The organism is Vreelandella titanicae (assembly GCF_014697095.1).
Taxonomy (GTDB): Bacteria; Pseudomonadota; Gammaproteobacteria; order Pseudomonadales; family Halomonadaceae; genus Vreelandella; species Vreelandella titanicae.
Genome location: NZ_CP059082.1, coordinates 1,011,716 through 1,024,624 on the forward strand (window position 1 = coordinate 1,011,716; position 12,909 = coordinate 1,024,624).

A 12,909-nucleotide genomic window follows, 5' to 3' on the forward strand; every position below is an offset into this window, starting at 1 on the left:
AACTTGTAATAGCTCTAGTATCAACAGAGTTTTTGATTGTATAAAAGAATTCGAAGCTTGAGGCTGCTCCCGTGGCAAGCCTATCCCTCCCCTTTGCTAAAGTTATACTCAACCACCGACTTCTGGGCTTCCTCGAAGGTATCCGAAAGGTGCTTCAAGAATATCATGCCGAAGATGTAATCCTTGTACTCAGACGCATCCATATTGCCACGCAGAATATTGGCGGCTTCATAAGAAGGATTCCATCTGTTGCAGCGCAACGGTGTGGCTCATTGATGGTTCCATATATGGCAGCAACTGTGGGCATGGTTGATACCTAGCCCCCACAAAATAGTGAGCCGAGTTTAGCGGTGTTGGGGCATGTGAGCAAAGAGCTGCTTAGCAGCCTTGCTCAATGATCATGATGAGGCTTTCAGTTACGACTGGTTCCAAATGTTCGTAAACCTAACCCGTACTGTTTCGTATCAGCTTTGCAAAGGTAAGAGGCGCGATAGAACGCCTCCTGAAAGCTATTAGCATCACCCCGATTGATCCAATAGTACGGATGCTCAGGCACGTGAACCCATGGCTCTTGAGGATTCCAAGTGACCCCTAGTGCACTATACCAAGCGCGTGATACACGGCTGATAAGGTTTTCATTTGGAGAGCATGCCTTACCAGGCATGTGATAAGCGGCGTGGTTGAGTAGGAGTAAGAAGTGGTAGTGCGGCTTACCATTAATGCCGACTTCCCGGCTCCACACGTATCGCACTTTGGTATCTGGTACCCAGCCATTCTGACGCTTCCGTTCTCGGTCGTGCTTGATAATGGCGTTCAAGGAGGCGATGAGCCTTTTGATAAGACCTTTATGATCCTCTAGCGTCATTCTGTCGCTTATCTCCGTAGGGATGACAGGATCAATCCGGACGGCTAACACACGCGGGTAGTCATCCAGGGCTTTATGCATTGTGTTGTAAAGGGCTTGAAGGTATTCACTTGCCATTGGCAGGTAGTCCTCTTGGATGCGTAGCCCGTTGAAGATAGGGGTATAGGCGAAGTGCAGATTTGCGTTTGAGTGACGTATCGATAGCATTTTAATCTCCTTGATAGGAATGATGGCCCATGGCTTCTGTGGCATGGGCGTTTATGACAGGCACGACGAATCCTCCAGCGGGTGCTGGATTCAATGCGTTGATGATGTCTTGATGATTAGCCTTTTGTTGGCTGCCTAGGTGCAGGGCTTGATGCCCCTCCCGTTACCCTTTGATTAGCATAATAATAATTAAACAAGGGTGGGAAAGGTTGATGATAGATCGACGGATGTAGGTGGGCGCTGGGGTAAGCGAGGAATAAAGTGTAGACAAACAACTCTTCAATTAAATTAGAATAAATTTAAGTAGCTGGGGTTAAACTTCTTCATTATCTCTGCGCTTAATGCAGTCATTAATCCACTCAGCAATCTCACTTTCAACCCAGGCAACAGCCCGACTGGTCTGTTTGACGGGTTTGGGGAACTTCCCAAGGCTGATGTACTTATAGATCGTCGATCTGGCCAGTCCCGTGCGTTCCATGACGTCTTTGATGCGGATCAGTTTCATGCTCATGACGAACTCCTGTTATTCGTTCATGACATGAGGAAGCTGAGTATTTTTTAATTGGAGAGTAGCGCTAGCGACGCGAGGACTATTGGTCGGCAGGCTCCAGAGAGTCTGACGTTGAATCATCTGGCTCATCGCTGATAGCTGAAAGGCAATCCTGTTGATGCGTTTGCCAATAGGTCTTTAGGTTCTCACCAACAGGATCCACCAGAGGGATAACTAACTGCACATTACTGATATCTAAATTTTTATTTCCATACCCATGCAACTTAAACGCGAGTAGCTGTTGCTTGCTGGGTGGTTTTGTAAAAACAGGAAAAAGCGTATAGCTCATTGATTCGAAAGCCATTTTTCTATCAGGATTGGAATTAGTCTGAAGCTTCTTGGCTAAGTAATGCGACAGGGCGTAAAACAAAAGAGCCAATGGGTGATAAGAAAGCTTCTTAGCTTGTGGGGCTGCCACTGTAGATCTTGATACTGGTTCATCGTATTCACTTAGGGAGGGGGCATAATCTTCTCCAGAACCAACCCTGGTTTCATTATCGTGACTTTCTTCAATAGTGTAGGCGGGCTCTAGGCCTAAACGGCGAGCGGTTCCTACGATGATGTCATGAGATGGCTGCTCAGGGCCCAGCAGTCCCTTTTCTAACTCACACCAGGCGGAAGAAAGCAGTCGAGCAGTGTCAATGTGTACACTAGTCAACAGCCAGTTAGCATCCTCTGAATCGTAGTTATTAAGTAGTTCTGCATCGCAGTATCTCAGCCGCTTTCCAATGTCATCGCTTCTATCACGTTTGATTTGGAGCAGTGCTAGGGCGTGCTTCTGCATAATTTCAAGCTTGGTGTATTTATCTTGGTATTTTTGATCTAGTTGAAAAGGATCGTAGTTTGCTGCAATGCCCTCTCCATTGCTTTCCGAAGTTGTACTTCCAGAGGCTTGAACAGCTTCGTATTCCTTGAGCAATGAGTCCATTTGCAGGCTACATACTCCGACAGTCATTACTGCATCAACAATGCCATCCACTAGACCCGTTCTCTTATTCTGGGCGCTAGAAGGTAAATAACAAATGTTGATGAATTCTCTGTTGACTTCCCCCATCAACGGATGCGTTAGGTTAAGCAAGTAGATAGAGGTTTTACGGACACTGGCCTGGAAGGAGTATCGCCCCGGCTGGTGGTGCGCAATAAGCCCTAAATCGCGCAGTTTCTTTAATTGTCTATCGATGCGAGCCCGTGACATACCGGTCAAGTGGCGCATTTTTGATATTCCAAGTCTTGTGACGACACTTGGCGTATCGGCATGTGCTAGCAGCACCATTAATAGCCACCTGTTAGGTAGGGTCAATCTGGAGCGTCGTATAAGGCCATCTCTTGATAGATCCTTCGTCATATTTTCAGCAGACAAAAGAGTCGTTTTTGCGAGCATGGCAATTTCTGCAGCGTGGTGTTCAGGAGCCGACGGGCTTCTCTGCAGTGCCTTCACAAGCTTAGCTGATAAGCGATAACGCGACCTTGGCCGCCCTCGGCCTGACGTCGGCAGGCGCTCTATTTCAACGAATCGTTCTTGCCTTTCTGTGTGTCTATCAATAAGCACATCCCAAGCACGGCGACCTTGCGCGTAGGTCAAGCCCAGGCGCTTGAAGAGAGTTTGCAAAGGGCAAACAACGCTCCGGTCAAGGCCAAACACGGATGCCCATTGCATCAGTAGCCACCTGGCTTCGGGCGTTAATCTAAGGTTTTTGTAGGTCAGAATTGCTGTGTTCATAACAGCAATATACGGCATCCAGTGAAAAATAAAAATCCGATTTTACGGACTGTTTATAGAAGAAATTTGATACAGTGTATCTATACTTTGTACAAATACATTGTAAAGTTACAATGTATTTGTACAAAGTAAAACATCTGTTGCTCGATGTGCGGGCGCATTTTACTCATCACCTTTTTAATTACTCTCTTGGCTTTGGGGCTCCAGATGACGCCACCGTTTGGTTGGATCGAGATGAGCAATCACGCTCAGTTGGAATGGATTGCTGCTTACTTAGCACGCCAATCACTAGGTGGTTCGCTACCGGATTTACTTATGCAGAATCTAAATCAGTATGGTTCTCAACAGGTGGTTAATATGTTAGGCGAGGCCCCGAATAATGCAGAGTTTCGTGAGTTAAGTGGGAAAATGAAGGGGGCGTGGAAAACCCGCCAAAATCGGAAAAAATATGGCAACCCGGTGTCCTTACAAATGCCAAAAGCCTCCATGAAACAGCTAAAGGCCTTGGCTAAAAAACGAAAACAATCTCAGGTACAGACCCTAAGCCAAATCATTAGCAAAGCTGCAGATGATCAAACAGGGAGGTTGTGGCAAAGAGAGAAGGAACAGGAGTTACTTCCAATTAGTCAAAGGAGTGATGACCACTATGAGCCACTTTTATACTCAAGTGTTGAAAGTAAATTGCTGGATTTTTTGGCAGACGAGATTGATAGTCGCTGTACTCTTGAGGTGCGTAGAGTAAACACACCCGGCCTATCTATGAGCGGTACATCGAAGAAAGCATATCTCGATTTAGTAGAAAGGCGTCTTCAAGAAATTGAGAAGGAGGGCAAAGGTGTTGTGCCTCAATTGCGCGCTCGGATGGAAAAAAGAGCACAAAGGAATAGCCTTGTATACCTTGATGACGAAATACCTAAGGACATCATATAAGTCCATGTCGAAAGCTGACCCTTAGTGCCTGCCAGCTACTAGCCTGGATTTCTCACAGGGTATAAAGGAAAGCGGCTGAAAGTGCTATGATTTCAAGAACCTAACCAATCCATCAAGCACCAACAGCCGCTTCCAAAATGGTACCTGAAAAGCTGACCTTCTCGCCACTCTCACGCCGCCAAATTGAAGCCGACTTCTCCGGGGGCCACATCACGTCGGACGCCGGATTACTCCTGCTTCGTGAAGTCGATAAACACCATCGCCTGACACGCCGCTTGGCCACCGTGCTTCATGATCCCCGTGCACCGGAACAGGTTCGTCATAAGCTCGACACTCTGGTTCGTCAGCGGGTGTTCGGTGTCGCCGCTGGCTACGAAGATTTCAACGACCATGAGGCCCTGCGCTATGATCAGGCCCTCCAGACAGCGCTCGGTGAAGAGGATACGCTGGCAGGCAAGTCAACGCTGTGCCGGGTGGAGCAGAACGCCGATCGGCAAGCAATAGTGAAGGCCCATGAGTTGCTGTGGCATCACTTCATTGAACAGCATGACGAACCACCAAAGGAGATCGTGCTGGACTTTGATGGCACCGACATCCCCGTGCATGGCGAGCAACCCGGCAAGTTTTTTAACCGTTATTACGATCACCACTGTTACTTCCCGCTGTATGTCTTCTGTGGGCGCCACTTACTGGTGAGCTATCTGCGCACCAGTGACCGCAGCGACAGCCGCCATAGCTGGGCGATCCTCGCCTTACTGGTACGCTTTATCCGCCAATACTGGCCCGATACCCGCATCGTGTTACGAGGTGATAGCCACTTTTGTCGTCCCCGGATGCTGAACTGGTGCGATCGGCATCACGTCGACTACATCGTGGGAATCGCCAAGAACAGCCGGCTGCTCAAGGAAGTGGATGTGCCCATGATGCTGGTACGCAAGACCCAATGGCAGGTGGGAGGGAAAGTGGCAGAGACGTTTCGCTTTCCGTATCAAGCACACTCCTGGAAATACCCACGCTGGGTGGTGGCCCGTCTGGAAGAAGGCGAGCTGGGCTCTAATCCCCGGTTTATCATCAGTTCCCGTTACGATGACGGCTTCAAGCTTTACTACGAGCAGTACTGTGCCCGGGGTGACATGGAGAACCGGATCAAGGATCAACAACTGAGCCTGTTCGCTGACCGTACCTCCAGCACGCACTGGTGGGCCAATCAGTGGCGGCTGATCTTGTCGGGCTTCGCTTATACACTGTTCGAGCGGTTACGGACTTACCTGAAGCACACGCCCTTCGCGCGCATGAGTCCGAGCAACCTGAGGCTCAAGCTCATCAAAGTAGGCGCGGTCATCATCCGCAATACGCGTCGAATCCGCGTACTCATGAGTGACAGCTACCCCTATAAAACGGCGCTATCCGATCTCGTCAGGCGGTTGGTGCCGAACTGACTGCTCGGGCTCCCCCGGCCCGACGCAATGGGGGGAAGGGGGAGGTGTGTCTGAACGACGAAAAGTGGTTAAAAAGTAGCCGATGTAAGTCGAGCCAATAGGTGTTTAGCGGTGTTAGAGCCTGAGTGCGGTACTGGCTGAGGTGCTATGAGAAATCCAGGCTAGCATGCTCTCCTGTAAAGTGTGGTTTTTGCCTAGTGGGTAGTGTAATGGGTAGTAATCTGTTTTATAAAATTTTGTTTTATTGTTAAGTTGTTTATTTTTAAGAGTTAATTTATTTTATTCTATTTTAAGATTCAGAATATTGAGTAGTGGAAAGGATTTGATGAATATATCTCGCTGACCGGGCATGGATTATTTGCTGGTTGTTGAGAGTGCTTCATTGATGGTGGCTACTCTTTCTGTGCTGTCCTAACTTAAAGAGGTCTCCAGCAGCTCTGGAAGGTTGAGAATAGCTCGCATAGTTGCTTCTTCGCCTAGAAGTAAATGCTCAGCCATAAGCTGGGCAGCCTCTTCTCCATTATTGGCATAAAGCGCATCCACAATTTTAGAGTGGTCGTCGCTCCATCTTTTATCTGATTGGTTATATACCATGCTGACATAAGAGATACGTAAATGATCGTCTGATAGCTCCTGGATTAGGCGTGCTAAACGGTCGTTACCAGCGGCTTGTGCGATCAGACAATGAAAACGGTGATTTGCATGTGAGAAGGTAATTATTTCGCTAGCCTTTTGGCTATCATAGGTGGCCTCGCTGCAAGTTCGCAGCATCGCTAAAGTCTCAGCATCAAGCTTGCCAGCCGCTAGTCGGCAGAGTTCAGGTTCCACCAAACGACGTATCTGGTAGCTTTCACGAATGCTCTTAATAGTGATTGGAGCGACGATGTAGCCAAGCCGTCCCTGGTTGACCGTTAATCCCTGCTGGGTCAAGCGGGCCAAAGCGTGACGTATAGCCGCCTTCCCTAGGGCATAATGTTTGGTGAGCCATACCTCTGTAATGGTGGCTCCAGGCTTGAGGTGGCAGGAAATGATGTCGCTTCTCAGTATATCGAATGCCTGGTCGTTGAGACTGCCTTTCTGTGTTGTTGCCATGAACTGTTCCATGTTGAACGCGTGACGGCGCTGGTTGATATTATCCCAGCGCCGCCTAATTCTAACATTTACCGGCAGTTCGATGGTAAAGCCTAGACCATTGATAGCAGCACGAAAGTCGCCATGATTGCCGCCCCGCAGATCAACGTCCACATAAGGCAGTATCCCATGATATCGCGCGCCGAAAGCCCAGCTACACCGAGCAGTGGAAGAGCCCAAAATGGTTGCATTTGGTTAGTCCAAGCATCGCCCCAAGTAAAAGCCATAATCGTCTGAGGAATATCGGCGCCTAAATTTTTAGCCGCTTCAAGCATTATCGGCCCTTGAATAGCCCACTGGCCTCCCCCTGATGGTATAAAAATATTAACAATGCCTGCAGAAATGAATGTCACAATTGGAAAAGTATGAACATTGGCAATGCTAACAAACCAATTAGATATTCCATCAGCGAGTCCTGATACTTGAACCATGCCAGCAATACCTGCATATAACGGGAACTGCATAATGATGCCACGGCATGCTAGAACGCCTTCTTTGACTGCAGTTCCAATAGATGCTGGGCTCGGTTGAAGTAATAACCCTATTGCTAAAAAAATTACAATTAACATGTTTAGGTTCAGGTTGAATCCAATTTGTTGAAAATTAACTATGATGTAACCAATAGGCAATATAGCGAGTGCAAGGTTAAGAATCCGATAGTGCTCAAGTTTTTCAACCCAGGGCATTCCTTTGGTATTCACTTTCTCGGCAGGGGTGTCTAGTATTACGTCTTTAAACGGCCTTATTTCATCCACTTCTGGTTTGATTCTAGTAAAGACCCAATAAACTAAAAAAAGCAGGGCAGCAGATAGCCCAAGGTTCCACCAAGAGAAAAGCGTATCTGTAACAGGAATAACTCCCACCACACTTTGCATGAAGTTTCCCTCAGTCGCCATCAGTAACGGAATAGATGCAGTCATACCACGAATAATATCACCAGCATAAGCTGCAGCAACGGCTAGAGGAAAGTGCAAGCCTGGCACTCGGCGCCCCATTTCTCGGGCCATGAATGCACCGGCGATCATACCAAAACCCCAATTTATGTAGAATGTGACCATTCCAAATACTGCTATAATACCGATAGCCTGAGTAGGTGTTTTAGCTATAGACGCAAGTCGATCGATCATATTCGATACGGAAGGCGTCTTTGCTATTACAAACCCGGTAAGTAGAATCAGAGACATTTGCATAGCAAACGTAAAAAGTTTTGAAAAACCTTCTCCCCACCCGTTAAACATTGTGCTGGCACTTTGCCCCCCAAATATCATGCCAAGAAGAAAGACTACAATGCTTAGCACCATGGCAAGCAGAAACGCGTTAGGCAAGCATTTCTCAACAAACTTAAGGCTTATTCTTGTTAAAGCCTGCATTGGGCTCCAACTTTTGCTTATGTAGGCATCTCTTTTTGACATTTTGTTTTACCTTTTTAAGATTTTGGCCCTTCAAATAGTTGAGGGGGCGGGGTTGCTAACTCTCAATGATTGGCAACTCTATGCAGGATGCTTGTATTGAGTTGCGATAAACTTCGATTGTGGGAATTACTCCATCTGGAATGCGCGAGAAGTGATCGCTATCTGCCAGAGCAATAGCGATCCGTAATCGATGGCCAGCCTTAAACAGCCACGAGGTTGGCAAAAGATCAAAAGTGATTTCACTGCATTCACCGGGAGTCATGTAACGAGCGTCACGTTCTAGAAAACTATGACTGGGGCCAATGTTGGGTATATTGGTATGGCCTTCTGCAATACGCCGGTGTAAAGCTCGGAAAACTCCTTCGGTTACATAGTGAACCTTGCCACTCTTATCTATATCCTCCAGATAAACGAACAAAGCACAGTCCTGCGTATCACTGGTCAGATACAACCGAATGATCGGATGACCGGTCACTTCTATATTCTTCTCAAAAACATCGGTGGTGTAGCACAGCATCCGTTTATCGCGATCGTGCCAGTCGGAGTAGTAATTATCGACGTTTTGAGCATATAGCCGATTGTAGCGGGAGCTTTCACCTGTACCGCAGCTATAATCACCTACGTAGTGGTCAAAAGCCTCTTTCGTGGCTGGTGGCTCTATGCCTAACCGGTGGCTTTCTTGAAAGAAGAGTGTGCGGTAGTTAGTTTCTGCTGGTGGCCATTCATTGGCTGATTTCCATCGCTCTTCACCTACGGTGTAGTAGTGAACTGGGGCCTCATCGCTCATTCCAGTATCAAGACCCATTAGGTATTCGTCGAAGAAGCGTAAGGTTTCTGCCAAAGCTTTAGTCTGTGGGGTCTTATCGTTATGGTAAGGGCTAGAGCCGGTACGAGCACCGTGATCCCAGGCCCCAAGCATCAGACGCTTGTGCGGGTTTTGCTGCCATTGGTAGCGGAGCGCCGCTCCCCGGGAATAGTGTCCATCCATCCAGCCAGAGATGGTATAGACAGCAGTTTGTGCATCCGCTGTCTGGTTGGCGTAGTAGTAGGGACTAATGATTTCTGATGTAAAGTCAGGATCGGTATGTAGTGCACGGTCTCTAAACGTTAGCTGATGGACAAAGTCTGCCATGTCGAAGTTAGCAACATGATCTTTCAGCGCTTTCTCTAAAATGCTCCCGTCTTCATCTTCGTCGACGGGTGCGGGGCCATCGTAGTAATCACCTTTAAAATAGGGGAATTTACTGCGGACTTCAGCTCTGTCGTCATCAAGAGCCTCCATCAGATTGCCGTACTCCTTAACTAGTCGGCGGCACATGACTCCCCCAGGATAGAGCTGGTTTGACCAGGTATCCCATACTGCGGAATGCGGCACGATAGCTTTTACAGCGGGATGAGCCCAAGAAGCAGTGAAATCGGCAGCAGCGCCCAAGTAGGAGATGCCCGTAACCCCTATTGATCCCTTGCACCAAGGTTGCTGGTTAATCCACTCAACAATTTCCAGATAATCGCCACGTTCATTCGGCGAGCGGAGTCCATTTCGTGTACCGAAGGATGCCCCGCTACCGCGTACGTCGACAGCTACCAATGCATAGCCACGAGCAAGAAGGAGCGAACGAAAAATGGCGATATTCGGGCAATCTTCGGTTCCCTCTGGTGCTCCCGGCTTTAACTTCATTCGCCGATAATAAGGAGTAAAAAATACCACTACCGGGAAGCGGTCATTTTCAGCCTCTATTGTGCCAGGCAGATGTACGTCGATGGCGATCTGAACCCCATCACGCATGGTGAGATAGCGCGAGAATAAGCGCTGACCTTCAAAGCAGGGTGGTCGATTTGCCAGCCAATTTTCGGGCCAAAATAGAGCCATATTTTCCATGCATCAGGTTCCATATTTTGTGATTGGTTTTTGTAAGGTTGTATTTTAGTTTTTAACATGTCAAATTTATTTGTATAAAATTTCACCGTGGAGGCACAGGTGAATGAAATAGCGATCTATCCGCTTATCGGCCTGTTAGCTGGCTTTCTCGCAGGTATATTTGGTATCGGTGGGGGAGTAGTGATAGTGCCGTTATTGGTTACGATATTGGGATGGCAACAGGTCGATGACGATTTAGCCTTATCCCTGGCGGTGGGAACTTCGCTAGCTACGATCGCCGTTACTTCCATATCATCGGCGCGAGCACATTACCGCCACGGCAATGTTCGGAGGGATTGCGTGTGGTTGCTGTTGCCTGGCTTGGTTTTCGGAGCGATCAACGGTGTTGTTGTGGGTGACGTGCTCTCTGGAAAAACTCTTTCGCTGTTACTGGGAGTATTTTTCTTAATATTGGCAATTAAAGTGCTGGTTAACTCTCGCTCGGTAGGCAGTTATCCGTTACCCGGTCGTAACGGCATGCTCATAGCGGGTAGTTCGATCGGCTTAGCCTCGGCTCTATTTGGAATCGGTGGTGGTACATTGATGGTGCCATTTCTAGAAAGACACAGTATTCCTATGCGTCAAGCAGTAGGCACCTCGGCAGCGGCTGGTATTCCTATTGCTATCGTCGGTGCTATTACCGCTATGGTCGTCGGCGATACGAAAACCTCGGTGAGCTGGACAACTGGCTATGTCTATTGGCCCGCTTTTGTTGGGATTGTGATCCTTAGTATGCCCGGCGCTAAGCTGGGGGCACTAGTCGCCTCCCGCCTTAAAGCTAAAGTGCTAAAGCTAACGTTTGCAGGTCTACTGATTGTTGTTGGTTTAAATTTTCTACTGGGTTAAATATTATTTTTTTTTGAAACGGGTATCGTCAGCTAATAACAGGCACACCTATTTTAGGTGAAAACCAAAGCTTTTCAGTTGTTTATGAACCCAGGGTTAAAGTGCTAGGTGCGCTCTCTGCATGATCAGCGAGTAGAGCCAATACCGCACATGTTTCTCTTGAGAAATTAGCACCTATTACAACCAAATAAACAGAAACTGATCACAGCAGCAGAGTCCGATAGTGAGTCCAGCTCAAAACGGTACGCACTGCGTTCCGTTTTGGAAAGCTTTGATAAAACTGGCGCATATTGCGTAGATGAGAGATATCAAAACCCTTTCCCAGCCGCTCGGTAAGCTGTTGTGAGAGCTGCTGCTCGCTGTGTTGAGCATATTCTCGGCCACTGCCCCGGTAAACGAGGCAACCTGGCAGGCGCTTGAGGAAGGCGGCTTGGTGATTCTCATGCGCCTACCCCCCCCCTGGCTGGATTCGTTCTTCCGCGGGCGCGGTGATCAGGCGTCAATTACTCAAGCCGCTCAAGAGCAAATCGCTGCATGGCAGGGGCCGGAGAATTTGTTGCTGCTCACCCATCAGGTCAATATCACCGCACTGATGGGTGGCGGCGTTGGCTCGGGTGAGATGATCGTGGTGCGTCCAACGGATGATTTGTTTCAGGTAGTGGGGCGATTAAGCGTTAGCGACCAATAATTTGCTTCTTATCCGCATGAGACTTTATAAAGTGAAGAACGATAGAGTTTAGGAATCCTTTATGAAAGCCGTTGTTTTTGAGCAATTTTCCGCCCCACCACAGATCCAGCAACTGCCGGATCCCACCCCTGAGCCGCATGGCGTTGTGGTGAAAGTCATGGCGACCGGAGTTTGTCGCAGCGACTGGCATGGCTGGGTGGGGCATGACACCGATATTCAACTTCCCCATGTGCCGGGGCATGAGCTTTCCGGCGTAGTCGAAGCTGTGGGTAAAGACGTAAAAAAGTGGCGCATTGGCGACCGCGTCACGGTGCCGTTCGTGGGTGGCTGTGGCACTTGCCCTGAGTGCCACTCCGGCAATCATCAGGTTTGCGATAGTCAGTTTCAGCCCGGTTTCACGCACTGGGGCTCATTTGCCGAGTATGTGAGTATTCACTACGCTGATGTGAATTTGGTCGCGCTGCCAGAGACACTCGACTTTGCGACGGCGGCGAGCTTGGGTTGCCGGTTCGTTACCTCTTTTCGGGCCGTGGTGGATCAGGGCAAAACAGCGGCAGGCCAGTGGGTGGCCGTCCACGGCTGCGGTGGGGTTGGGCTTTCTGCTGTAATGATTGCCAACGCCGTCGGTGCTAACGTGGTGGCCATCGATATTTCGGAAGAGGCGCTTGATCTGGCCCGTCAACTGGGTGCCACTGCCACCGTGAATGCTGCCAAGGTACCCAATGTGGTGGAAGCAGTTGCAGAGATAACCCGGGGAGGCGCTCACGTATCGCTGGATGCGCTGGGCCACCCGACGACCTGCTTTAACTCCATCAGTAACCTGCGTAAACGTGGCAAGCATGTCCAGGTCGGGTTGATGTTGGCCGAGAACAGCACGCCCGCCATTCCCATGAGCAAGGTCATTGCCCATGAGCTTGAAATACTGGGTAGCCACGGCATGCAGGCCCACCGTTATGACGCCATGCTGGCGATGATCGAGTCGGGAAAGCTGGCGCCTGAAAAACTAATCGGCAAACGAATCAATCTTGAGCAGTCGATTGATGCGCTGATGAACATGGATAAGTTCGAAGGGGCGGGCGTGACGGTGGTGACCGAGTTTTGAGGAAACCGCTGAGACGTTTAATAACAATTTCCTTCAATGAAACAAGGCAAATTATTCGCTCCTCATCTGCGGGTTGAGGTTTTACGCTGGGCGTATTGATA

At 48.8% G+C, this 12,909-nt stretch carries 13 protein-coding genes; 5 read left to right on the plus strand and 8 right to left on the minus strand.

From position 1 onward, the window contains the following. Window positions 1-80 precede the first annotated feature (80 nt). The 4 genes from HZS52_RS04770 to HZS52_RS04785 form a co-directional block, all read right to left on the minus strand. Window positions 81-260, minus strand: coding sequence for a type I restriction-modification system subunit M N-terminal domain-containing protein (locus HZS52_RS04770; RefSeq protein ID WP_223828049.1), 180 nt, complete (start codon window positions 258-260; stop codon window positions 81-83). 152 nt (window positions 261-412) lie between these two features. Then, window positions 413-1,072, minus strand: coding sequence for an inovirus Gp2 family protein (locus HZS52_RS04775; protein WP_190374236.1), 660 nt, complete (start codon window positions 1,070-1,072; stop codon window positions 413-415). A gap of 313 nt (window positions 1,073-1,385) precedes the next feature. Further along, window positions 1,386-1,583 (minus strand): helix-turn-helix transcriptional regulator, encoded by a 198-nt coding sequence (locus HZS52_RS04780; protein WP_198036742.1) that lies wholly within the window; start codon window positions 1,581-1,583, stop codon window positions 1,386-1,388. A 79-nt stretch (window positions 1,584-1,662) separates the two neighbouring features. Further along, window positions 1,663-3,279, minus strand: coding sequence for a hypothetical protein (locus tag HZS52_RS04785; RefSeq protein WP_190374237.1), 1,617 nt, complete (start codon window positions 3,277-3,279; stop codon window positions 1,663-1,665). A gap of 270 nt (window positions 3,280-3,549) precedes the next feature. On the opposite strand from HZS52_RS04785, the gene HZS52_RS04790 reads away from it, so the two are divergent. Next, window positions 3,550-4,272 carry a hypothetical protein gene (locus tag HZS52_RS04790; RefSeq protein WP_190374238.1) on the plus strand — a complete coding sequence of 241 codons (723 nt, stop codon included), beginning with the start codon at window positions 3,550-3,552 and terminating at the stop codon, window positions 4,270-4,272. A gap of 137 nt (window positions 4,273-4,409) precedes the next feature. After that, window positions 4,410-5,711, plus strand: a complete 1,302-nt coding sequence (locus HZS52_RS04795; protein WP_190373509.1) for an IS1380 family transposase — start codon at window positions 4,410-4,412, stop codon at window positions 5,709-5,711. Between the two features lie 411 nt (window positions 5,712-6,122). Here HZS52_RS04795 and HZS52_RS04800 read toward each other — a convergent pair whose 3' ends face one another. Genes HZS52_RS04800 through HZS52_RS04810 form a run of 3 tightly spaced genes read right to left on the minus strand, consistent with a single transcriptional unit; the run spans window position 6,123 to window position 10,133 of the window. Further along, window positions 6,123-6,956, minus strand: coding sequence for a GntR family transcriptional regulator (locus HZS52_RS04800; RefSeq protein WP_051051822.1), 834 nt, complete (start codon window positions 6,954-6,956; stop codon window positions 6,123-6,125). Beyond that, window positions 6,896-8,254, minus strand: coding sequence for a short-chain fatty acid transporter (locus HZS52_RS04805; protein ID WP_223828050.1), 1,359 nt, complete (start codon window positions 8,252-8,254; stop codon window positions 6,896-6,898). Before HZS52_RS04805 ends, HZS52_RS04800 begins: the two co-directional genes overlap by 61 nt. A gap of 55 nt (window positions 8,255-8,309) precedes the next feature. Continuing rightward, on the minus strand, window positions 8,310-10,133 hold the full coding sequence (locus HZS52_RS04810) for a CocE/NonD family hydrolase (protein WP_009286317.1): 1,824 nt from the start codon (window positions 10,131-10,133) through the stop codon (window positions 8,310-8,312). A 99-nt stretch (window positions 10,134-10,232) separates the two neighbouring features. Between HZS52_RS04810 and HZS52_RS04815 the strand changes: the two genes are divergently transcribed. Next, on the plus strand, window positions 10,233-11,018 hold the full coding sequence (locus HZS52_RS04815) for a sulfite exporter TauE/SafE family protein (RefSeq protein ID WP_039857812.1): 786 nt from the start codon (window positions 10,233-10,235) through the stop codon (window positions 11,016-11,018). Between the two features lie 202 nt (window positions 11,019-11,220). Here the strand turns inward: HZS52_RS04815 and HZS52_RS24705 are convergent, their stop codons facing one another. Further along, complete coding sequence (locus HZS52_RS24705; protein WP_083868681.1) at window positions 11,221-11,430, minus strand: DUF1016 N-terminal domain-containing protein; 210 nt, start codon at window positions 11,428-11,430, stop codon at window positions 11,221-11,223. On the opposite strand from HZS52_RS24705, the gene HZS52_RS04825 reads away from it, so the two are divergent. Both HZS52_RS04825 and HZS52_RS04830 read left to right on the plus strand, forming a co-directional pair. After that, a complete protein-coding gene (locus HZS52_RS04825) occupies window positions 11,380-11,706 on the plus strand; it encodes a hypothetical protein (protein WP_051051820.1) in 327 nt (108 codons plus the stop codon). The genes HZS52_RS24705 and HZS52_RS04825 overlap by 51 nt on opposite strands. Window positions 11,707-11,767: 61 nt before the next feature. After that, window positions 11,768-12,808 (plus strand): zinc-dependent alcohol dehydrogenase family protein, encoded by a 1,041-nt coding sequence (locus HZS52_RS04830; RefSeq protein ID WP_009286315.1) that lies wholly within the window; start codon window positions 11,768-11,770, stop codon window positions 12,806-12,808. Window positions 12,809-12,909 lie beyond the last annotated feature (101 nt).